This window comes from Nocardiopsis camelliae (assembly GCF_028993595.1).
In the GTDB taxonomy this organism is placed as follows: Bacteria; Actinomycetota; Actinomycetes; order Streptosporangiales; family Streptosporangiaceae; genus Nocardiopsis; species Nocardiopsis dassonvillei.
Genome location: NZ_CP118614.1, coordinates 4340230 through 4362635, shown reverse-complemented (window position 1 = coordinate 4362635; position 22406 = coordinate 4340230). Strand labels below are relative to the sequence as shown.

Genomic DNA, 22406 nt, shown 5'->3' with positions numbered 1-22406 from the left:
GTCGACGCTGTCCGCGAGGCGCGGGAGCGCGTGGAACCACCGGGCGTTTTCCCCGCTTTCCAGACTGAGGCCGGACAGGCCAAGGGGGAACACCAGAAAGCTGACTAAACTCCAAAATCGGGACATTCAGCAAAAAAGCGTGTGCGGAGCGTACCGAAGCCGCCGGGTGAGGCGTCCGGATTCCCCGCAGGGCGGGCCCTCCCGGGCCTCCGGGGCCGTCCGCGTCCGCCTCCGGGGACGGGTCCCACCCCGGCTGATGTCCGTAAACCTCCGCTATGCTCACCGCATGCCCGGCCCCACCAGCCCCCTCCTCCGGCTCATGTCGGCCGTCGTCCTCCCGGCGCTGCTGATCCTCCTCCCGGTCCTCGGCGCCGCCCCCGCCTCGGCGCAGCCCGAGGCCGGGACCCGCGAGGAGCGCGTGACCCCCGCGGAGCACTACGCCGCCCTGCTCGCCGAGCAGCCCGAGGGCGCGGCCGTGGTCGTGGACGACGCCCTGGCCGGCCGCTACGACCCGGAGGAGCTGGAGGCCGACCTCCACGAATCCTTCGGCGCCCTGGGCGTGCCCTACCACGTCGTCGCCAGCCCCTTCCCCGGCACGGAACCGCAGTGGGGAGGGGACATGCTGCCCGCCCTGGCCGACCGGGTCGGCGAGGACGGCCTCTACGTCCTCCTCCAGCACGAGGGCGTTCCCCTGGCCCGGGCGGAGGGCGTGGACCTGCCGGTGGACGCCGCCGCCGACGCGGTGCGCTACGCCCCCGGGCTGGACTACTACGGCGACCCGCTCGACGAGGTCGCCGACGCCTTCGCGGCGGCCCTGGCCGACCCGGACGCGCAGGCCACGGCCGACCGGCTCCGGCAGGAGCACTCCGCCGAACAGGACGCCTACCGCGAACCCACGGCCTGGGAGGAGTTCCTGGGCGACCTGGACCCGACGACGTCGGTCGGGCCGAGCAACCTCGGCTTCCTGGTCAGCACCGCGACCGGTGCGCTGCTCACGCTGTCCCTCTTCCACATGGGGTGGAGGCTCCGCAGGGGCGGCGGTACGGCGGCCGCGGTCACCGTCGCCGCGGTGTTCGGGCTGGCCCTGCCCGCCGCCGGTGTGGCCGGTGCCCTGTACTACCTGGACAGCGTGCCCCTGGACGCGAACGAACGCCCCGACGCCCTGGAGCGGGTCCGGTCGCAGCCGCCCTACGTGCCCTCCACCGTGCGCGTGGAACGGGTGGCGGACGGGCTCGGCGACGGCTCCCTCTACGTGGACCCCCTGAGCCAGCTGTCCCGCGAAGGGCTCGCTGACGTCGCCGAGCGCGCGGAGCGCTCCTCCGTCCCGGTGTACGCGGTCCTCCTGCCGATGGCCGACACCGACGAGAGCGAGGGCGAACCGGCCCGGTTCGCGCACGCGCTGCACCACGTCCTGGGCGAGGACGGCGTCTACGCGGTCATCACCCAGGACCCCTATGACGGGACGCACGAGACGACCGTGCTCGCCTTCGGCGCCGACCTGGAGACCTACCACCTGAACCGGGCGCTGGACGAGGGCACGGCCGTAACCCCGGCGCAGGAGCTCTCCCAGCTGCTGGAGGCGGTCGAGGAGGCTCCGCGCGACCCTCAGGCGGCTGACCCGCTGCCCCCCGAGACCTCCACGACCGTTCCCGAACCGCGGTCGGCGCGCTTCTGGGAGGACTTCTGGGCCGGGGTGCTGTTCCTGGGCCCCATCGTCGGCGGGATCCTGCTGGGCGCGGTGCTGGGAACGGCGGCCCTGGTAAGGGGTGTGCTCGGGCGGCGCCGGAGCCAGCCCTCCCCGCGCGCCCTGCGCCGCACGGCCGAGCGCGAACGCGCGCGGCTGGCCGCCCTGGTCTCCTCCGACCGGGCCGGGCGCCTCCCGGTCTCGATGATGCCCCCCGTCGAGGCGGCGCTGATGGTCATGGACGCCCACCCCGACGACCTCGACCTGGTCGGCGTGGCGGTCGTCTCCCGCAGGGCGCACGCCGCCGTGGAGGACCCCGGCTCCGCCGAGACCTCCCCGTGCATGCTCAACCCCCTGCACGGCCCCGCCGAGGCGTTCAAACGCGCCGGTCCACGGGATCGGCGGGGCCTGTTCCCGGTGTGCCGGAAGTGCGCCGACCTGACCGAACAGCAGCGCACGGCGGCCGTGCTGCGCGTGCGCGACGGCGCGGGGACGCGGCGGGACCACCTGTCGATGAACGAACGCGCGTGGGTCCAGTACCGCTTCGGGGCCAAGGACCCCGCCCGTATGGCCAAGAGGCTCCTGGAGGAGATCGATGCCCGCTGATTCCCCGCCGGCCCGGTACGCGGCGCGGGTGCTGGCCGCGTCCTGCGCCGTGCTGCTCCTGTGCCCCGCGAACGCCGCCCTGGCCCGGGACCTGGACGCACAGGACCGCACCCAGGTGGTCGCCGACGCGCTGGAGGAGTCGCCGGTCTACGTCGACCCCGCCTACGAGTCCGCCTTCCCGGCCGAGGACCAGGAGCGCGTCGCCGGGGCCATCGAGTCCTCCGGCCTGGACCTGTACGTGATCGCGGTGCCCCTGACGGGCGGCGACTCCTGGGGCGGGGACCCGGCCACGCTCGTGTCGGTCGTGCACGACCGCAGGGGAGGCGGCGAGGGGCACTACCTGGCCTACGACGAGGTGTCGGGGTACCACGGGACGGACTTCGGCCCCGGCGCCCAGGAGGCGGCCCCCGCCCACTACGGGGCCCTGACCGGCTCCTACGCCACGGACTTCGACGGCTCCATGCTCCAGCAGGCCGACGCGGCCGTGGAGGCCGCGCTGTCCGACGACCCCCGCGCGGCCTACGAGGCGGCCCTCCAGGCCTATGAGGAGGCCAATCCCCGGACCACCGACCCGGAAGCGAATTCCGACCAGGAGGCCGGCACGGGGTCTCAGCCGGCCTCGGACACGGGGTCGGGACCGCTGGTCGCGGTCGGGTCGGTGGTCGCGGTCCTGCTCGCGCTCGTGCTGGCGCTCCTCGTGCGCAACCGCCTCACCGCGCGCCGGGGCAGGCGCAGGGCGGTCTCGATCACCCAGCACGCGGCCTTCGACAACGCCGACCGCGCCCAGCTGGACTCGCTGGTCGAACAGGGCGAGCGCGACCTCATCGAAGTGGGCGAACGCCTGAGCCGCGTGGACGCGGACCCGGGGACCGGCACCAGGTCGGGCCAGAGCCTCCAGCGCGCCCTGGACGCCCGCTCCGCCGCCGCGGCGGTCCACGACCGGATGGCCGCGGAGGGCGCCGCCCTGCCCGACGCCGTGGGCGTGCTCGTACTGCTCGACATCGCCGAGGACGCGCTGGAGAACGCGGCCAAGGGCTCGCGCTCCGCCGTCCGGCGCCGCCACTGCTACGCCAACCCGCTGCACGGCACGAACACCAAGGTGACACCCTGGCGGGAGTTCGGCGGCACGCGCACCATCCGCGTCCCGCTGTGCGCCGACTGCGCCAGGGCCGTCCGCAACCGGGCGCGTCCCGTGGTCCTGCCCGCCGAGCACGAGGGGGCGCAGGTGCCCTACTACGAGGTGCCCGCCGAGGAGAGCGTGTGGGCCGCCACCGGCTACGGCACGCTCACCGACGACCTCGTCCAGCGCGTCCAGCGCGGCGACCACCGGCCCCGGGGGCGGACCCGCTGACGATCCGGACGTGACGCGGAAAGGTATTCGGACGGGCACGGGGAGAGAACGTTTCGCTCGGGTACCGCATCCGACTCCGGAGAACGGCAGTTCGGTGCCCGCCCATGTCCCCGGGTCCGGGCCGACCGAAACGTGGCTATAGTTCCCACGGGCCCGTCATGGGTCCGCCGGGGGAAGCGATGACGATGGATACGGGGTGGCCTGGTGGAGGACCAGCACGTCCAGAAGGGTGACGGCGGGGCGGGGCAGCCCTCCGGCCGTACGGCGGGGAACTACCGGCTGGTGCGGTCGCTGGGGCGCGGCGGCTTCGGCGAGGTCTTCCTCGGGGAGGACCCCGACGGCGGTCGCGCCGCGGTCAAGATCCTGCACGCCAGCTGGGCGGGGGATCCGGAGATGCGCCGCCGCTTCAGCACCGAGGTCGAGCAGGCCCGCCGGGTGAGCGGCTTCTGCATCGCCCCGATCCTGGACGCCGACCCCGGGGCCGCCGAGCCGTGGATCGCCACCGAGTTCATCGACGGCCCCACGCTTCAGCGGGCCGTGGCCGCCGAGGGCCCGCGCAGCGGCGTCGAGCTGCACCGCCTGGCCGTCTCCACGGCCACCGCGCTGGCCGCGATCCACGCGGCCGGGGTCGTGCACCGCGACCTCAAACCCGACAACATCATGCTGGCCGCGGACGGGCCGCGCGTGATCGACTTCGGCATCGCCCGCGCGGTCGAGACCACCTCGGTCACCGCCAGCGGTGTGGTGGGCACGATCGGGTACATGGCGCCCGAGCAGTTGGAGGGCATGCGGCTGACCTCGGCGGTGGACATCTTCTCCTGGGGGTCGGTGATGGTCTACGCCGCCACCGGTCACGAGGCCTTCCCCGGACCGACCCAGGCCTCCCGCATCGCCCGCATCCTGGGCGGCGAGCCCGACCTCGGCCCCCTCACCGAACCTCTGGCCGGGATCGTCCGCTCCTGCCTGGACAAGGACCCCGACCGCCGCCCCGACGCCACCACGCTGCTCAACCTGCTGATCTCCGCGCCCGCCGAAGGCACGGCCGCGCGCCCGGCGACGGGCGGCGGCACCCGGGTCCTGCCCCCGGCCGACGCGCGCACCCCGTGGGAGAGCGGCCCCACCCGGGTCGCCCCCGGCGAGCACCCGCGGGCCCACGCCGCGCGCGTGGCCCCTCCGGCCCCGGTGGACCCCACCCGGGTCGCCCCCGGCGACGCCCCGAGGGCGGACGCGACCCGCGCCTACACACAGACGGCGTCGGGCGCCGCCTCGGCCGGTCTGGCGCCGCCGTCCGCGCCGCCGTCCGCGCCGCCGTACTCCACGACCCCGCCGCCCCACCCCCCGGCGTCCGGAGCGGGTACGGCCAGCGGCCCCCACACCCCGCCGTCCTACTCCCGGGCGTTCGAGACGGGTGCGGTGAGCGGCCCCCACACCCCGCTCCACCGGACGGGCGTGCCCCCGTACCACTTCCACGGCATCCGCTTCACCGACCCGGGCGACCTGGCCGAGGCCATGCAGCAGAACTGGAGCGCGGCCGTCCAGGTCTTCAGTGACCCGGCCGAACGGGCGGCCCTGGGCGCCTGGCTCGTCGACGACCTCGGCGACACCGTGGTGGACCGGTCCCTGTTCCGGGGGCACGTCAACAACGACGCCAACCTGGCGCTGGCCTCGTTCGTCTCGCAGCTGCGCCCCGACCTGCCGCCGATCTTCCGCGGCCGGGGCGCCACCGTGGCCGAACTGGGCGAGATGTTCGACGACCCGCGCCCCCTGCTCACCGGCGCGCCCAAGGCCAACGAGATGGTCCTGATGGCCCGCCCGGGCGTGCTCAGGACCATGGGCGCCCATCACGGCGCCGACTCCGCCGACCTCATGCGGCTCGCCGACCACCTCGACGAGGCCGAGCGGGCCGCCAACGCCTTCCAGGAACAGCTCACCGGCGAGCTGGAGGGCTGGCGCGCGGCCCGCGTCAACGTGAGCGCCGCCCTCATCCTGGCCTTCCTGCTGCGCCCCGAGCGCCTGGTGCCCCCCGGCGACGGCGGGGACACGGGCCTGGGGGAGTGGGTGTCGATCCTGTGGAGCCGCGTCGAGAGCGCGCCGGTGCCCGTCAGCGCCGGGTACGCGGCCGTGGTCTACGGCGCCCTGTCGACCATGCGGTCGCTGGCCGAGCAGCGCCGGAGCTGGGAGACCCGGCACAACAAGGTCAGCACCGACCACGCCGACCTGCGCCGCGGGGTCAGGCTCCAGGAGCGCCTGCTCCTGGGCCTGCGGATCTGCCGGTTCGCCATCTTCGCCATCCCCGCCGCTCTGCTCGCCGGGCTGGCGACGGGCAACGGGGTGGAGGGGCCCGCGGGCCTGCTCATGTCGGTGGGCCTGCTCGGCCTGGTCGGGGCGATCGCCCTGGAGGTGACCGTGCGGGTCGTCTCCGGCGGCGTGGCCCGGCGCAACCAGCGCTCCCAGGAGCTCAACGGCGCGGCGGCGCAGCTGCCGCAGCTGACGTCGGGTGTCGCCCGCATCCAGGGCGACCTGCGCAGGGCCAGGGAGATCTGCGGGCGGGGCTGACCCGCGCCGCGCGGACCGCGCCCGGGTCCGGCGCGGCCTCCGCCGCCCGGCGGAGCGGCCGTGCCAGAGTGGGGACCGTGCGCAGAGCAGGAGGCGGTCCGGGGCGTCCCGTGCGCCTGGGAGCGTTCCTGGGGTTCGTGGTCCTGCTCCAGTTCGGATACCCGGTCACCCTCCACGGCCCCGTCTGGACGGGGCTCTACCTGGTCGCCTACGTGGGAGTGGTGCTCTCCGGCGTCGTGCTGGTGCGCGGGGCGCACGACCGGATCGCCCCCACCGCCGCCACGGGCGCGGCGCTGCTCTGCTGCGCGGCCTGGGTCGGCGCGACGGGCGGCGGGGGCGCTGCGCTGGTGTCGATGTTCGCGGCGGGGGCGGCCTTCCAGCTCGCGCTCATGTACTCCCTGCTGCGGTTCGTCTACCGCCGGAGCCGGACCCACGAGCTGGAGATCGTCCTGGCGGCGGTATGCGTCTACCTGCTGCTCGGCGGCCTGTTCACCACGGTGTTCGGCGCCCTGGAGAGCCTGTGGCCCGGGAGCTTCGCCGACTCCGCGCACCCCGGGGGCCGGGTCACCTGGCAGCAGTTCGTCTACTTCTCCTACGTCACGCTGGCCACCACGGGCTACGGCGACGTCGTGCCGGTCTCGGCGTGGGCGCGCTCGCTGTCCGCGGCCGAGGGCGTCGTGGGCACGCTGTTCCTGACCACGGTCGTGGCCCGCCTCGTCGGCGCCTTCGCCGGCATCCGCCGGGAGGACGGCCGCGCGGTCGCCGGTTGACCGGCCCGGCGCCGGTCACCGGGCGGGGTTGGCGACCACCACGTCGGCGTGCTCCCGGGGGCGGTCGCGCCGGTGGAACGCCTCCTCCTGCTTCTCCCACGTCCGCCGGTGCGGCGCGTAGACGGACGCGTCCCACCGGCCGTCCAACCGCCGCGCGCGCTCGTCGTCGGGAGCCTCCACCCACACCAGCAGGTCCAGCAGGCCGCGCACGGCGGCGGCCCCGGAGCCGCCGCCCTCCACCACGAGGACCCCGCCCGCCGCCACGCCGCCGGGCAGCTCCGTCCACTCCCGCGCGAACGCCCCCCGCTCCCAGTCGTAGCGCCGCCAGGCCGCCCGCTCCCCGCGCGCGAGCGGGGCCAGGACCCGCTCGCGCAGCAGCTCCGAGCCCTCCTCCAGGCCCCGCCAGCCCGGATAGAGGTCCTCCATGGTCAGCACGGCGGCGGCCTCGCCCCGCCGGACCAGGGCCGCGCGCAGCGCGTCGGCCACCGTGCTCTTGCCCGCGCCCGAGCGGCCCTCGACCGCCACGGCGCGCGTCCGGCCCGGGGCACGGGCCGACGGCGGCACCGCCCCGGCCAGGAGGTCGGCCCACCCGGACCCGGCGGTGCTGATGCGTGCTCTGCTCACCTTCGGACCCTAACGCGGCGGATGTGAAGTTCCAGCTTGCGTTCATTGCTTGTAGCATTCCTCGCAACAGCGCCGAAACGCGGCCACGAAAGCAGGGAGAGGGGCACCTGGTGACCGAGGCCGCCGCGACACCGGGATCACAGTCGGCCCTGCGCCGGGCCAACGAGCGGCGGGTCGTGGACGTGCTGCGCAGCGAGGGCACCCGCACCCAGGCGGAGCTGGCCCGCGCCACCGGCCTGTCCGCGGCCAGCGTCTCCAACATCGTCCGCGGCCTGCGCGCCGCCGGGACGGTCCTGGTGCGAGACACCTCCTCCAACGGCCGCCGGGCCAAGGCGATCACCCTCGTGCGCCAGCCCGGCGCGGTCGTGGCCGTGGACTTCAGCGCCGACAGCGTCCGCGTCGCGGTGGGCGACAGCGACGGCAACATGCTGGCCCGCGAGGAGATCGGCTACGACGTGGCCTCCGACGCCGAGCGCGGGGTGCGCCGCGCCGCCTGGCTGGCCGAGACCATCCTGCTGCGCAGCCGGGTCGACCGGGGCACCGTGTCCTCGGTGGTGGCCTCCATCCCGGGGCCGATCGACCCCGGCACCGGCGAGGTCGGCGGCATCTCCTGCCTGACCCGCTGGGCGGGTTTTCGCCCCGCCAAGGCGCTGACCGAGCGGCTGGGCCTGGAGGTGCTGGCCGAGAACGACGCCAACCTCGCGGTCCTGGCCGAACAGCACCGGGGAGCGGGCGTGGGCGCCGAGCACGTGGTCCACCTGGTCATCAACGACGGCGTGGGCGCGGGCATCATGATGTCGGGCCGGCTCTTCCGCGGCGCGGGCGGCACGGCCGGGGAGATCGGGCACATCGCGCTGGACCCGCGCGGGCACGTGTGCCGCTGCGGCAACCGGGGCTGCCTGGAGACCTTCGTCGGCGCGGGCTACCTGCTGGACATGCTGCCGCAGAACACCGACGTGGCCCGCGGCCCCGACCCCGTCCGCATCCCGGACATGGTGGCCGCGGCGCTGGAGGGCGACCCCGGCAGCCGCCGCATCATCGCCGAGGCGGGCACCGCGCTGGGCCAGGGCACCGCGATCGTGGCCAACCTGTTCAACCCGGACCGGGTCATCGTGGGCGGGGACCTGGCGCGGGCCGGTGACCTGCTGCTGGACCCGATGCGCCGGTCGATGGAGCTGGGTTCGCTGAGCAGCGCCCTGGAGCGGCTCGAACTGGTGCCGAGCGCGCTGGGCAGGGACGCCTCGCTGTACGGGGCGCTGCGCATGGCCGCCCAACAGGCGAATTGAACAGTCCGAAACCCGGTTTCCCGTACCACCGGTGACGCGGAGGTGCCGCGCGGTCGCGCCGCGTTCACGTGACGGGGGAGCGCGGGCCCCCGGAGCGGCCCGCAGCAGGTCGGACGGCGGGCGGGTCCTTCGCTGAACGGAGTCCGCACGTAGGCTGACGAGGCGGCGAACACCGAGGTCAGTGCCGGAACGGGCCGCCGCTCGGTAAAAACCGAAACTCCTTCACGTGAGCTCACACGTCCAGAACCCCGCTCTGGCCTGGGTTTTCCGTGATTTCACGCTCTGAACGCAAGGCCCGTGATGTTTCAGTTATGTGTTCAGGAGTTGACGGCAAGGTGGCGGCGGGGTTTGACTTCACTCCACCACTCGCGAGTTCCACCACCCGTATCCCCCGTCATGAGAGGTACCCAGCGTTGAACGCACGACGCTTCACACCGCGGTACACGTCCGCCGGCTTCGCCGCCGCGGGAGCCGCTCTCGCCCTCCTCGTCTCCGGTTGTGGCTCGCTCACGACCACCGGCGGCGAGGCCGAGCAGGAGACCCACACCGTGGAGGAGGGCTTCCACGTCGGACTGCTCCTGCCCGACCTCCACACGGCTCGCTACGAGGCCTTCGACCGCCCCTTCTTCGAGGAGGCGATGGGCGAGCTGTGCCCCAACTGCGAGATCTCCTACGCCAACGCGGACCAGTCCGTGAGCGAGCAGCAGACCCAGGCCCAGGCCATGCTGACCGACGGTGTGGACGTGCTCGTCCTCGACCCGGTGGACGCCGCGGCCGCGGCCGGGACGGTCAACGAGGCCAAGTCCCAGGGCGTGCCCGTGATCGCCTACGACCGCCTCGCCGAGGGCGGAGCGGACATGTACGTCTCCTTCGACAACAACCGCGTCGGTCAGGTCCAGGCCGAGTCGCTGCTGGAGGCCCTGGAGGAGGAGGGCACCACCGGTGACGGCTCGATCGTCGTCATGCACGGCTCGCCCACCGACCCCAACGCCGCCAGCTTCAAGGCCGGGGCCATGGGGGTCCTGGAGGACCAGATCGAGATCGGCCAGGAGTTCGACACCCCCGAGTGGTCGCCGGACGAGGCCAACGCCCAGATGGAGGGCGCCATCACCTCCCTGGGCCTGGACGAGATCACCGGCGTCTACGCCGCCAACGACGGCATCGCCTCCGGCGTCATCTCCGCCCTGCGCAGCGCGGGCGTGAGCGTGGAGGACCTGCCCCCGGTGACCGGCCAGGACGCCGAGCTCGCGGGCATCCAGCGCATCATCGCCGGTGAGCAGTACATGACCGTCTACAAGGCGATCCAGCCCGAGGCCCAGGTGGCCGCCGCCATGGCCGTCGGCCTGGCCACCGGCGAGGACCCCGAGCTCGGCGAGCACACGCTCACCGAGGTCGAGGACGGAGGCGGCGAGACCGTCCCCGCCGTCCTGCTGGAGCCGATCGCGGTCACCGCGGAGAACGTCGGCGACACGGTCGTCTCGGACGGGATCTACAGCATCGAGGAGATCTGCACCGACGACTACGCCGACACGGACTTCTGCCAGGAAGCCCTGTAGAGCCGGTGCGGACGTTCCGGGCCCGGAACGGCGGGGCGCCCCGCCGCCCCGCCGTCCCCGGCCAGGGCGAGAGAAGAGAAGCGAACGCATGAGCACACCAGTCCTGGAACTGTCCGGGATCTCCAAGACCTTCGGTGCCGTCCGGGCCCTGAGCGACGTCGACTTCCACGTCGGCGAGGGCGAGGTCGTCGCCCTGCTCGGTGACAACGGCGCCGGCAAGTCCACGCTGGTCAAGGTCATCTCCGGAGCGCACCCCGCCGACAGCGGCGGTGCCATCACCTGGGACGGCAAGCCGGTCAGCATCAACGCCCCCTCCGACGCCCAGCGCCTGGGGATCGCCACCATCTACCAGGACCTCGCCCTGTGCGACAACCTGGACATCGTCGGCAACCTCTTCCTGGGCAACGAGAAACTGCACTTCCCGGGCACCCTCGACGAGGTCGAGATGGAGGGCCGGGCCATGGAGCTGCTGGACTCTCTGTCCGTGCGCATCCCCAGCCTGCGCGTCCCGGTGGCCTCCCTCTCCGGCGGCCAGCGCCAGATCATCGCCATCGCCCGCTCCCTGCTGGGCAAGCCGCGCGTGGTGATGCTCGACGAGCCCACCGCCGCCCTGGGCGTCGCCCAGACCGCCCAGGTCCTCGACCTCATCGAGCGCCTGCGCGACCAGGGCCTGGGGGTGCTGCTGATCAGCCACAACATGGCCGACGTACGCGCGGTGGCCGACCGCGCCGTGGTCCTGCGCCTGGGCCGCAACGCCGGGAACTTCCCCGTCGCCGAGACCAGCTACGAGGAGATCGTGGCCGCCATCACCGGTGCCGCCGACAACCCGGTCAGCCGCCGCTCCGAGCGCACCGGCGCCTCGGCCCTGGCCACGGAGGACAAGTGATGACCCAGCAGACCCCCGTCTCCAAGGCGCCCGCCACGGGTGCGGGCGGCTCCGCCGAGTCCAAGCGCGACCCGCGCCTGCTGACCACGGCGGCCTCGCCCAAGGGCTGGCTCGACGCCCTGCGCCGCAACCTGCGCGGCGGCGAACTGGGCCCGATCCCCGTGGTCGTCGGCCTGATCCTCATCGCCGTCGTCTTCCAGTCGGCCAACGACCGGTTCCTGTCGCCGCAGAACCTGTCCAACCTGACCGTGCAGATCGCCGCCATCGGCCTTATGACCACCGGCGTCATCATGGTCCTGCTGCTCGGCGAGATCGACCTGTCCATCGGCTCGGTCGCCGGACTGGCCGCCGCGGTCCTGGGCGTGCTGGCCGTCAAACAGGGCGTCTCGGAGTGGATCGCGATCGGCGCGGCCCTGGCCGTCGGCCTCGTGGTGGGCCTGCTCCACGGCGTCGTCTTCGCCAAACTCGGGGTACCGGCCTTCGTGGTCACCCTCGCCGGACTGCTGGGCTGGCAGGGCCTGCACCTGTACCTGATGGGCGCCGACGGCACCATCAACACCAGCCCGAGCGGGCCGATCTCGCTGCTGACGCAGACCTTCTTCGTCCCGGTGGTGGGCTGGGCGCTCGCCGTCCTGGCCGTCGTCCTGTACGTGGTCTCCGTGGCGGCGGTGGAGCGGCGCAGGCGCCAGGCCAACCTGCCCTACAAGCCCTGGACCGAGATCCTCTTCCGGGCGGCCCTGCTGTTCGTGCCGATCCTGGTCGCCGTGTGGGTGCTCAACCAGTACAAGGGCGTGCCGCTGGCCTTCCTGATCTTCGTGGGCTTCGTGGTCGTGCTCGACCTGGTCCTGCGCAAGACCCGCTACGGCCGCATGGTCTACGCCGTCGGCGGCAACGCCGAGGCGGCGCGCCGCGCCGGCATCAACGTGGACATGATCCGCATCTCGGTGTTCGGGATCGCCTCCGCCCTGGCCGCCCTGGGCGGGATCATGCTGACCTCGCGCAACTTCGCGGCGAGCGTGGCCACCGGCGGCGGCGAGGAGCTGATGATGGCCATCGCCGCCGCGGTCATCGGCGGCACCAGCCTCTTCGGCGGGCGCGGCAACGCCTACTCCGCCCTGCTGGGCGGCCTGGTCCTGGGCGCGATCACCTCCGGCCTGCTGCTGCTCCAGATGGACACCTCGGTCCGGTTCATGATCACCGCCGCCGTCCTGCTGATCGCGGTCATCCTGGACTCCGTCTCCCGCCGGGGACGCAAGACCCACGCCAGGGGAGGCGCCTGACCCGGCACGGCCGCGCGAGCCATCCCCGGGCGGCGGACGGCGCCCACTCCCCGCCGTCCCCGCCCTCTCCCGCCCGGTCCGGCGCCCCAGGCGCCGGGCCGGGCCCTCGTGCCGACCCCTCCTCCGGTGTTCCCGCGCGCGGGGCGAGGGCCCCGGAACCGAGGGTGCTGAACGGCCTCCCGGGGGCGCTGCTAGCTTCGCGGTGAAGACCACCGGGCCGCGCCACGGGGCGCGTCCGCCGTGCCTTGCCGTCATGGTCGAGGCGGTGCCCGGCGGCCCCCTGGACCGGCGGCTTCCCCCCGACGCCTCCGGCGAGGAGGTCCTCGCGGGCTTGCTGGACGTGCTGTACCGCGAGGCGCCCTGGGAGTACGAGCGCCTGGCCGGCCAGGTGACCGCGTGGAGCGGGGTCCTGCTCACCGCCCCGCCGCATCTGGAGGAGCTGTACCGCCTCGCCGCGCGCCACCAGGAGACGGCCGACCGCTTCGCCAACTGCTTCAGCGACCCCGGCGACCTCATCGGGTGGTTCCTGCACCCCGAACGGGCCCTGGCCTACGTGGACGGCGTCCGGCGCGCCGAACCCGCGCGGTCGTCCCATCTCCCTACCTCCTGAACCCGGTCGGGACGGTGGGGATGTAGCGTCGCACGCCGTGCCCGTAGAACTCTCCGCCGCATCCTTCCTGGCCCCCAGCGGCCACGGCCTGCTCGCCCCCAGCGACGTGGCGGCGTTCGTCGCCGCCGCGGTGGTCGCCGTCTTCGTCGGGGCCGCGGTGCAGAGCACCGTCGGCCTCGGCCTCGGGCTGGTCGCCGCGCCCGTCCTGTCCTTCCTGGACCCCACCCTCGTGCCGGGTGCGCTCCTGGTCGCCGTGATCGCCCTGCCCGGACTCACGCTCCTCCAGGAGTGGCGGCACGTGGACTGGCGCGGCCTCGCATGGGGACTGCCCGCGCGCCTGCCCGGAACCGCCCTGGGCGTGTGGGTGGTGGCCGCCCTGGAGCCCCGCGCGCTTGCGGGCGCGGTCGGGGCGATGGTGCTGGTGGCCGTCGCCCTCTCGCTCTGGTCCCTGCGGGTGCGCATCACCCCCGTCTCGCTCGTGGCGGCCGGGACCCTGTCCGGCCTCACCGGCACCGCCACCACGATCGGCGGCCCGCCCATGGCGCTGCTCTACCAGTACGAGGAGCCCGCCCGGGTCCGCGCCACCCTGGCCGCGTTCTTCCTCCTGGGCGGCGCGGTCTCGCTGGCGGCCCTGGCCCTGGGCGGCCAGATGGACGCCCGGACCGCCGCGGTCGGGGCCTGCGCGGTCCCCTTCGTGGTCGCGGGCTTCTTCGCCGGGACCGCGCTGCGCCGCCGCGTCGACGCCGGGCGGCTGCGCGCGGCCCTGCTGGCGGTCGTGGCGGCCTCCGCGCTGGGACTGCTCGCCCGGGCCTTCCTGGGATGACTCGCGGACACCGCGCCGGGGGCCGGGTAATGTACGCGAAAACCCGGTAACCGGACGGCGTAGGCGTTCCATGGGCCGCTCCCGCGCGGGGTTGGGTAGGACCCGTGGACGTACGCCCATAAACTCGGGTATGCATACCTGCCGGTAGCCAGGCCCGGCCCACGTCAGGGGCACGGAACGGCAAACTCAACGGACACGCGGGACGAGGGGACTGACGAGACAGTGGCACTGTTCGAGTCGATACACAATCCGGAAGCGCTCAAGAGGCTTCCGGCCGACCAGCTCCCTGCGCTGGCACAGGAGATCCGGGACTTCCTGGTCGACTCCTGCTCCCAGACCGGCGGGCACCTGGGCCCCAGCCTCGGCGTCGTCGAGCTGACCATCGCGCTGCACCGGGTCTTCGAATCCCCGAAGGACCCCATCATCTTCGACACCGGGCACCAGGCCTACGCGCACAAGGTGCTCACCGGCCGCCACGACTTCACCAACCTCAAGTCCGAGGGCGGCCTGTCCGGGTACCCCTCCCGCGCCGAGTCCGAGCACGACTTCGTCGAGAACTCCCACGCCTCCACCGCGCTGTCCTACGCCGACGGCATGGCCAAGGCCAACGAGGTGCGGGGCCGCAGGGACCGCACCGTGGTCGCCGTCATCGGCGACGGCGCCCTCACCGGCGGCATGGCCTGGGAGGCGCTCAACAACATCGCCGAGCGCCGGGACCGGCGCCTGGTCATCGTGGTCAACGACAACGGCCGCTCCTACTCGCCCACCATGGGCGGTCTGGCCGACCACCTCGCCTCCCTGCGCATGGCCCCCGGCTACGAGCAGGCCCTGGACCTGGCCAAGACCACCCTCAACCGCACGCCCGTGGTCGGCCAGCCCCTCTACGAGGCGCTGCACGGCATCAAGAAGGGCCTCAAGGACGCCATCCAGCCGCAGATGATGTTCGAGGACCTGGGCCTGAAGTACCTCGGTCCCATCGACGGCCACGACGAGCAGGCCCTGGAGAAGGCGCTGCGCCGCGCCCGCGACTTCGGCGGCCCGGCGATCGTCCACTGCATCACCCAGAAGGGCAAGGGCTACGCCCCGGCCGAGAACCACGACGAGGACCAGTTCCACGCCCCCGGCCCCTTCGACGTGGCCACCGGCCAGGCCAAGCCCGGCCCCAAGGCCGTCAAGTGGACCTCGGTCTTCGCCGACACCATGGTGGAGATCGGCGCCGAGCGCCCCGACGTGGTGGCCATCACCGCCGCCATGCTCCACCCCACCGGCCTCAACAAGTTCGCCGAGGCCTACCCCGAGCGCACCTTCGACGTGGGCATCGCCGAGCAGCACGCCGCCACCGCGGCCACCGGCATGGCCATGAACGGCCTGCACCCGGTCGTGGCCGTCTACGCCACCTTCCTCAACCGCTGTTTCGACCAGGTGCTCATGGACGCCGCCCTGCACCGCCAGGGCGTCACCTTCTGCCTGGACCGCGCCGGGATCACCGGCAACGACGGCGCCAGCCACAACGGCATGTGGGACATGTCCATCCTCCAGGTGGTCCCGGGCCTGCGCCTGGCCGCGCCCCGTGACGCCGAGCGCCTGCGCGCCCTGGTGCGCGAGGCCGTCGCGGTCGAAGACGCGCCCACCGTCGTGCGCTACCCCAAGGGCGCGGTCGCCGAGCAGTTGGACGCCGTGGGCAAGGTCGGCTCCATGGACCTGCTCCGCCGCGCCGCCGACGGCGGCAACTCCAAGGACCTGCTCATCGTGGGCGTGGGCACCATGGCCCAGGTCGCCTGCGAGGTCGCCGACCGGATGGCCGCCCAGGGGCTGGGCGTCACCGTCGTCGACCCCCTGTGGGTCAAGCCGCTGGACGAGGCCCTGGTCGCCGAGGCCGCCGAGCACAGCGTCGTCGCGGTCATCGAGGACAACGGCCGCACCGGCGCGGTCGGCGACGCCGTGGCCCGCCTGCTGCGCGACCACGACGTGGACGTGCCGGTGCGCACGTTCGGCATCGCGCAGGAGTTCCTGGACCACGCCAAGCGCGACGACATCCTGCGCGAGCAGGGCCTGACCCCCCAGGAGCTGTCCCGCAGTCTCACCGAGACGGTCTCCCGGCACACCGACGGCGCCAAGTCCGCCGGCGAACTGGCCGACGAGACCGCCTGAGCGCACGCGTCCCAGGCAGCCCGGGGGACGCCCCCGGGCTGCCAGAATGGGCACATGAGCTCCTCCGAACCTGAGCAGCACAGCACCGCCGCACCGCTCCGGGTGGCCGTGATCGGCTCCGGCCCGGCGGGCGTCTACGCTGCCGACGCCCTGACGCGGCAGCGGCGCGTGCCCGTGCGGGTCGACGTCATGGACCGCCTGCCCACGCCCTACGGGCTGGTGCGCTACGGGGTGGCCCCCGACCACACCAAGATCAAGGGTGTGGCCCGGGCGCTGCGCCGGGTTCTGGAACACCCCGACGTGCGCTTCGTCGGCGGGGTCGAGTTCGGCACCGACCTCACCCGCGCCGACCTGGCCCGCACCCACCACGCCGTCGTCTACGCCACCGGCGCCAGCGTCGACCGCCGCATGGACGTGCCGGGGGAGGACCTGCCCGGCAGCGTCGCCGCCACCGACTTCGTCAACTGGTACTGCGGGCACCCCGACACCGCCCTGGAGCGGTTCGTGCTCGACGCCGAGGAGGTCGTCGTTGTCGGGGCGGGCAACGTCGCCCTGGACGTGGTGCGCATCCTCGCCAAGACCGCCGACGAGCTCCGCCACACCGACATCCCCCAGCCGGTCCTGGACGTGCTCGCCGCCAGCCGTGTGCGCACCGTCCACCTGCTGTCGCGGCGCGGCCCCCTCCAGGCCAAGTTCACCGCGCCCGAGCTGCGCGACCTGCTCGCGCTGCCCGGCGCCGACGTCGTCGTGCGCCCCGAACAGGTCGACATCGACCCCACCGCCGTGGGCGCCGGCGCCCCCGAGCTGCGCGACGTCGCCCGGGCCGCCCGCACCAACCTGCGGCTCCTGGCCGAGCACGCCTCCCGCGGGTCACGCGGGCGCGGGCGCACCGTGCGGCTGCACTTCTGGGCCCGGCCCGTGGAGGTCCTCGGCCGGGAGGAGGGCCGCGTGAGCGGTGTGCGGGTGGAGGAGACCCGCCTGGACGCCGACGGACGTCTGACCGGGACCGGCCGGACCACCGACCTGCCCGCCGGGATGGTGCTGCGCTCGGTGGGGTACGCGGGCGTCGCGCTGCCCGGGGTGCCCTTCGACGCGAAGGGGCGCACCGTGCCCCAGGAGGGCGGGCGCGTCCTGGACGCCGACGGCGGCGCGGTCCCCGGCGACTACGTGGCCGGTTGGATCAAACGGGGCGCCACCGGGGTGATCGGCACCAACAAGTCCGACGCCGCCGCGACCGTGCGCGCCCTGCTGGAGGACGCGGGGGCGCTGCGCGGGGCGGCCCCGGAACTGGTCCCGCTGGAGACCGTGCTGGACGAGCGCGGGGTGGCCCACAGCGACTACGAGGACTGGCTGCGCATCGACACCGCCGAGGCCGACCAGGCCGTGGAGCTGGACCGGGGCGAACGGGTCAAGCTCCACGGCTGGGAGGCCTACCGCAGGGTCGTCGGCGGCTGACCCCCGCCCCGCGCCCGCGGGGCAGGCTCAGGCGACCTGGTCGGTGGCGGCGCCGTAGGTGTTGCAGCCCTCCACGGTCTCCTGCGACCAGCCCCGCTCCAGCCAGAGCGCCCGGTTGCCGGCGGTGCCGTGCGTGTCGAGGTCGCCGCCGCCGTTGAAGTGCTCGTTGGCCGTGCGCAGGGCCCCCTCGTCGGCGCCGGTGATCCCGCGCAGGCCAACCCCGGCCATGCACTCGGCCTGGAGCTCGGTGCGGCGCAGCGCCTCCAGCTCGGCCTGCTCGTTCTCGGCCTTCCAGGTCATGCCGTGCGCGACGCCCAGGATGCCGGTGGCGTACTGCACGTGGTGGCCGTACTCGTGTCCCATCAGGGCGAGCCAGACCTCCTCGCGCTCGCTCGGGGGGAGCAGGGCGCCCAGGTGGCGCACGTTGGGCAGCACGACGGTGATGCGGCTCAGGTCGCTCTCGTAGTAGGCGAGCGTGTACCCGTCCTCCGGGCTGGCGTCCGGGGGGTCGGGCGAGGTCCGGGTGACGGCGAACTCGGGCAGCTCCACGGACAGGCCCAGGTCCTCGAACACCGGCGCCCACAGCGTGTTCAGGCAGTTCCCGGAGACGGCCGCGAACTCCTCCCAGGACTCGTCGGAGTCCATGTCCAACTCGGGGACGTCGCAGTCGACCGGCTCGGGCATGGCGACGTCGTAGAGGGGGTGGCCGACGACGTCGACCTCCACCTGGTTGGGCCGCGCCCTGAGGCGGTCGTCGTAGTGGGAGGACAGGTCGACGCCGGTGGGCTGGGGCTCCTCCTGGGGGGTGGTGGCGACGATGAGGATGCTCGCGCCCAGCGCCACGAGGGCGATCACGGCCGCGCTCGCCGAACCGAGCAGGACGCTCGCACCGCCGCGGCGCGAGGGCCGCTCCGGCGGCTGCGGCCAGGACGGCGCGGTCGGCTGCCAGGCGGTCCCCGGGTGGGCGGCGGGGTGTCCGCCGGGAGGGAGGGCGAAGGGGTGGGGGTGCGTGTGGGCGCCCGGTGCCCGCCAGGGGTGCGGCGCGGGGGCGGGGCCCGTAGCGGGCGGGCCGTACCCGGCGCCCGGGTGGACGGGGTGGCCGTAGAGGGCGGCGGGGAGGACGGGGCGGTACGGCGCACCGGCCTGTGCCAGCCCCGGGGAGGGGGGAACGGGGCGGTACGGCGGGGCGCCCGTGCCTGCACCCGAGCCCGGTCCGGGGGAGGGGGAAGCGGCGTGCTGGACGGGGTTGCCCGTCCACTCCGGGTGCGGGACCACCGGGCCGGAGGCGTCCTCGGCCGGTCCGGGGCGCGGGGGAGCGGGCGTGCGGGCGGCTCCGTCCCGCCCCTGCTCCGCCTCGCCGGGTTCCCGTCCGTCCGCTCCGCGTCCGGCGTCCTCCTCGGTGCCGGGGCCGCCGTCGGCGCCTCCGGTACCGAACCGCTCGGGTCTGGGGGTCTCGCCTCCGGGCCGCTCACCGCCGGATGGGTTCTCCACGGGGTTCAGTCCTCGCTATCGTGCCGCAGCGTGCCGGGGTGTCGTCTCCGCCTGGGGGGCGAATCCGGCAAGAGTCGCAGAACTCCAGTATGAGGCTTAACCGGACGTACCCACGGACGTGGGGGTGCCGCTCTCCGGCGGCCGGTAACGAACCCCCAGGCCCGTCAGCATGTTCTGGAGCTCGGACTCGAAGAGCGGTTCCATGTCGCGCATCACGAAGTCGAGGTGCTCGAACACCTCCATGCACACCACCCCGTACAGGCGTACCCAGCACGTGCTGAGCACCATGACCGCCTCCACCGGGATGTGCGGGGCCGAGAAGCCGCAGGTGTCGGCGAAGGAGCGCAGCTCGCGGGCCAGCTCCGGGGTGATGCGGTCCCCGTCGGGCAGCGCGAACCGCTCCTCCAGCAGCAAGCGGTCGAAGAGGGCGTAGAAGGTGGCGCCGAAGCGCCGACTGGTGTCCATCGCGAGTGCGATGTCCTCCTTGGGGATCAGGCGTACGCGCGGACCGAACATCGTGGCGAACTCGGCCCGGTGCCCGACCGCCCAGGCCCGGAAGGCACGCAGCGAGGTGAGGATACGCAGGTCGGTGTCCTCGGCGGGCACGCTCGCGTCGGCCGCGGCCACCGCGTCGCCCAGCTCCTGGAACATGTCCGCGGTGATCAGCACCAGCAGCGAGTCGATCCCCGAGACGTAGCGGTACAGCCCCGGTGCGGTCATGCCCATCTCCCGCGCGATGGCGCGCAGGGACACCCCCGCGGCCCCCTGCTCGACCAGATGGCGGCGGGCGATCCCCTTGATCTCCGCCATTGTGGCCTCGCGCACACGCTCGCGGCGGCTCGGCCTCCCGACCCCCCGGTCCAGCTGCGGTTTCGTCATCTGCTGCGCTACACCCCGTCTCGGGCGCCCGGTCGGGGCACCGTGGTCCTCGTCGACGACGTTGACATCGTAACGCCCGCACGCTTTAGTGAACGCCGTTAGCAAACACCGTTAACGGACATGAATCCTGTTTCCTGAAAGGGCGGCGCATGCCGACACACACGGGGCTTTTCGGCCGGCTGGGGCGGGGAGTCCACCGCTGGCGCTGGGTGGTCCTCGCCGCCACCGCGGTCTTCGCGCTCTTCTCCGGGATCTGGGGCGCGGGGGTCTTCTCCGACGTCAGCGAGAGCGGGTTCGAGGACCCCGGCTCGGAGTCCGCACGGGCCACGCGCGTGCTGGAGGAGGAGCTGGGCCACGACGGCGTCGACGTCGTCGCGGTCTACCGCAGCGACGAGATCCAGGTGGACAACCCCACCTTCGCCGCTGCGATCCAGCGTATCGCCGACGGCATGCCCGAGGACGTGGTCGCCGACTTCGACACCTACCTCGACGAGGATCTCGGCGAGACCGAGCGCGGCATGCTCGTGTCCGAGGACATGGACGCCACCTACATCCCCGTGACCCTCAACGGGGAGACCCACGCCGACCGCCTCCACCAGTACGAGGAGGTCGCCGACCACCTGTCCTCCAGCAACCTGGAGGTCCACCTGGGCGGCTCGGTGGCGATCGAGAGCGAACTGGCCGAGAAGGCCGAGAGCGACGTCGTGCGCGCCGAGCTCATCACCCTGCCGATCCTGCTGTTCCTCCTGGTCCTGATCTTCGGCGGCCTCGTCGCGGGCCTGGTCCCGCTCGCCGTCGGCGGCCTGGCCATCCTGGGCTCGCTGACCCTCCTGCGGGCCCTGACCTACGTCACCGACGTGTCGGTGTTCGCGATCAACGTCGCCACCATCCTGGGTCTGGGGCTGGCCATCGACTACGGCCTGTTCATGGTCAGCCGCTTCCGCGAGGAACTCGGGCGTGGCCGCGGCATCGCCGACGCGGTGAGCCGCACCGTGGACACCGCCGGGCGTACCGTGGCCTTCTCCGGCATCACCGTCGGCATCGCCTTCGCCGGCCTGCTCTTCTTCCCCCAGCCCATCCTCCAGTCGATCGGCTGGGGCGGTATCGCGGTCGTGGTGTTCGACCTGCTGGCCGCACTGGTCTTCCTGCCCGCGCTGATGTCCGTGGTCGGCCACCGGATCAACCGCCTGCGGCTGCCGCTGCCCCGCCGCACCGTCACCGGAGCCGTGCACGAGGGGGCCTGGTCGCGCCTGGCCCGCACCGTCATGCGCGGCCCCGCCGTCTCCCTGGTCGCGGTCGGCGGTGTCCTGCTGGTCTTCAGCTCCGGCCTGGCCTCCACCGAACTCGGCTCCACCGACCAGCGCTACCTGCCCGCCGACTCCGGGAGCCGCATCGCCACCGAGGCGCTCTCCGACGACTTCCCCGCGGGCGGCCTGGGCACGCTCCAGGTCGCGGTGGTCGGCGACGCCTCCGACGGGGCCCTGGAGGAGTACGCCGAGCGCCTGGCGGGCTTGGAGGAGGCCGTGTCCGCCACGGTGGAGCGCACCGGCGACGGGGTCGCCCACATCGTGGTCGCCTACGAGGGCGCGTCCGACTCCCCGGAGGTCGCCGACCTGGTGCGCGACGTGCGCGCCGAACCGGTTCCGGAGGGCGCGGAGGAGACCCTGGTCGGCGGCGTGGCCGCGATGCAGCAGGACAACGTGGCGGCGATCGTCGACGCCGCGCCCATGACCGTGGGCTTCGTCGCCACGGCCACCCTGCTCCTGCTCTTCCTCGCCTTCGGATCGATCGTCCTGCCGATCAAGGCGGTGCTCATGGGTGCGCTGTCCCTGGGCGCCTCCCTGGGCGTGGTGGTCTGGGGCTTCCAGGAGGGCGCCTTCTCCGGGCTGCTCGGGTTCGAGGTGGTGGGCACCATCGACCCCACCTACCTGGTGTTGATCATCGTCGTGGCCTTCGGCCTGGCGATGGACTACGAGCTGTTCCTGCTCAGCCGGGTGCGCGAGGAGTACCTGCGCACCGGCGACAACACGCGCTCGGTGGCGGCGGGGCTCCAGCACACCGGCCAGATCATCACCAGCGCCGCGATCCTGCTGATGGTGGTGCTCCTGGCCATGGGCACCTCGGACCTGCTCTTCCTGAAGATCATCGGCATCGGCCTGGCCATCGCGGTCCTGGTGGACGCCACCCTGGTGCGCGCGGTCATGGTGCCCGCCACGATGCGCCTGCTGGGCGGAGCCAACTGGTGGCTGCCCCGGCCGCTGCGCTGGCTGCACGACCGGATCGGGATCTCCGAGGGCGGCGACGAGGACGGGCCCGAACCCGCCGTGGAGCAGGACGGGCGCAGGAGGGTGCACGCGGGGGTGTGACCGACCGTCTCGCGATCCCGCCCGGGAGCTCC

General features: G+C 73.7%; 16 protein-coding genes. 13 read left to right on the top strand and 3 right to left on the bottom strand.

Annotation, left to right across the window (positions count from 1 at the left end):
• Positions 1–286: 286 nt before the first annotated feature.
• The 4 genes from PV789_RS19005 to PV789_RS18990 all read left to right on the top strand — a co-directional run bounded on the left by PV789_RS19005 (position 287) and on the right by PV789_RS18990 (position 6967).
• Entirely contained in the window at positions 287–2290 is a 2004-nt protein-coding gene (locus PV789_RS19005) for a hypothetical protein (RefSeq protein WP_274973899.1), read from the top strand.
• The gene (locus PV789_RS19000) at positions 2280–3641 is read left to right on the top strand and encodes a hypothetical protein (protein WP_274973898.1); all 1362 of its coding nucleotides are present in this window, start codon (positions 2280–2282) and stop codon (positions 3639–3641) included. Before PV789_RS19005 ends, PV789_RS19000 begins: the two co-directional genes overlap by 11 nt.
• 204 nt (positions 3642–3845) lie before the next feature.
• Entirely contained in the window at positions 3846–6197 is a 2352-nt protein-coding gene (locus tag PV789_RS18995) for a serine/threonine protein kinase (protein WP_274973897.1), read from the top strand.
• Positions 6198–6274: 77 nt separating this feature from the next.
• The gene (locus PV789_RS18990) at positions 6275–6967 is read left to right on the top strand and encodes a potassium channel family protein (protein ID WP_274973896.1); all 693 of its coding nucleotides are present in this window, start codon (positions 6275–6277) and stop codon (positions 6965–6967) included.
• 15 nt (positions 6968–6982) lie between these two features.
• Here the strand turns inward: PV789_RS18990 and PV789_RS18985 are convergent, their stop codons facing one another.
• Positions 6983–7591 (bottom strand): uridine kinase family protein, encoded by a 609-nt coding sequence (locus PV789_RS18985; RefSeq protein ID WP_274973895.1) that lies wholly within the window; start codon positions 7589–7591, stop codon positions 6983–6985.
• Between the two features lie 110 nt (positions 7592–7701).
• Between PV789_RS18985 and PV789_RS18980 the strand changes: the two genes are divergently transcribed.
• The 8 genes from PV789_RS18980 to PV789_RS18945 all read left to right on the top strand — a co-directional run bounded on the left by PV789_RS18980 (position 7702) and on the right by PV789_RS18945 (position 17638).
• Positions 7702–8877: an ROK family transcriptional regulator gene (locus PV789_RS18980; protein WP_274973894.1), complete on the top strand. Its 1176-nt coding sequence runs from the start codon at positions 7702–7704 to the stop codon at positions 8875–8877.
• Between the two features lie 413 nt (positions 8878–9290).
• Positions 9291–10433, top strand: coding sequence for an ABC transporter substrate-binding protein (locus PV789_RS18975; protein WP_274973893.1), 1143 nt, complete (start codon positions 9291–9293; stop codon positions 10431–10433).
• Between the two features lie 88 nt (positions 10434–10521).
• Entirely contained in the window at positions 10522–11319 is a 798-nt protein-coding gene (locus PV789_RS18970) for an ATP-binding cassette domain-containing protein (protein WP_061083475.1), read from the top strand.
• The gene (locus PV789_RS18965; RefSeq protein ID WP_274973892.1) at positions 11319–12599 is read left to right on the top strand and encodes a sugar ABC transporter permease; all 1281 of its coding nucleotides are present in this window, start codon (positions 11319–11321) and stop codon (positions 12597–12599) included. Before PV789_RS18970 ends, PV789_RS18965 begins: the two co-directional genes overlap by 1 nt.
• Positions 12600–12801: 202 nt before the next feature.
• Positions 12802–13209, top strand: a complete 408-nt coding sequence (locus PV789_RS18960; RefSeq protein WP_498047485.1) for a styrene monooxygenase/indole monooxygenase family protein — start codon at positions 12802–12804, stop codon at positions 13207–13209.
• 37 nt (positions 13210–13246) lie between these two features.
• Positions 13247–14032 (top strand): sulfite exporter TauE/SafE family protein, encoded by a 786-nt coding sequence (locus PV789_RS18955; protein ID WP_274973891.1) that lies wholly within the window; start codon positions 13247–13249, stop codon positions 14030–14032.
• 222 nt (positions 14033–14254) lie between these two features.
• A complete protein-coding gene (dxs, locus tag PV789_RS18950) occupies positions 14255–16183 on the top strand; it encodes a 1-deoxy-D-xylulose-5-phosphate synthase (RefSeq protein WP_274973890.1) in 1929 nt (642 codons plus the stop codon).
• A 54-nt stretch (positions 16184–16237) separates the two neighbouring features.
• Complete coding sequence (locus PV789_RS18945; RefSeq protein WP_274973889.1) at positions 16238–17638, top strand: FAD-dependent oxidoreductase; 1401 nt, start codon at positions 16238–16240, stop codon at positions 17636–17638.
• Between the two features lie 27 nt (positions 17639–17665).
• Here the strand turns inward: PV789_RS18945 and PV789_RS18940 are convergent, their stop codons facing one another.
• Positions 17666–19129, bottom strand: a complete 1464-nt coding sequence (locus PV789_RS18940; RefSeq protein ID WP_274973888.1) for a neutral zinc metallopeptidase — start codon at positions 19127–19129, stop codon at positions 17666–17668.
• A 96-nt stretch (positions 19130–19225) separates the two neighbouring features.
• Positions 19226–20008, bottom strand: coding sequence for a TetR/AcrR family transcriptional regulator (locus PV789_RS18935; protein ID WP_274973887.1), 783 nt, complete (start codon positions 20006–20008; stop codon positions 19226–19228).
• Between the two features lie 149 nt (positions 20009–20157).
• Here PV789_RS18935 and PV789_RS18930 point away from each other — a divergent pair, with 149 nt between their 5' ends.
• Positions 20158–22374: an MMPL family transporter gene (locus PV789_RS18930; protein WP_274973886.1), complete on the top strand. Its 2217-nt coding sequence runs from the start codon at positions 20158–20160 to the stop codon at positions 22372–22374.
• Positions 22375–22406: the final 32 nt, after the last annotated feature.

Bases quoted from the DNA above. Each gene is read 5' to 3' on its own strand.
- PV789_RS19005 (WP_274973899.1), top strand. From the start codon at position 287: ATGCCCGGCCCCACCAGCCCCCTCCTCCGGCTCATGTCGGCCGTCGTC.
- PV789_RS19000 (WP_274973898.1), top strand. From the start codon at position 2,280: ATGCCCGCTGATTCCCCGCCGGCCCGGTACGCGGCGCGGGTGCTGGCC.
- PV789_RS18970 (WP_061083475.1), top strand. From the start codon at position 10,522: ATGAGCACACCAGTCCTGGAACTGTCCGGGATCTCCAAGACCTTCGGT.
- PV789_RS18965 (WP_274973892.1), top strand. From the start codon at position 11,319: ATGACCCAGCAGACCCCCGTCTCCAAGGCGCCCGCCACGGGTGCGGGC.
- PV789_RS18945 (WP_274973889.1), top strand. From the start codon at position 16,238: ATGAGCTCCTCCGAACCTGAGCAGCACAGCACCGCCGCACCGCTCCGG.
- PV789_RS18935 (WP_274973887.1), bottom strand. From the start codon at position 20,008: ATGACGAAACCGCAGCTGGACCGGGGGGTCGGGAGGCCGAGCCGCCGC.
- PV789_RS18930 (WP_274973886.1), top strand. From the start codon at position 20,158: ATGCCGACACACACGGGGCTTTTCGGCCGGCTGGGGCGGGGAGTCCAC.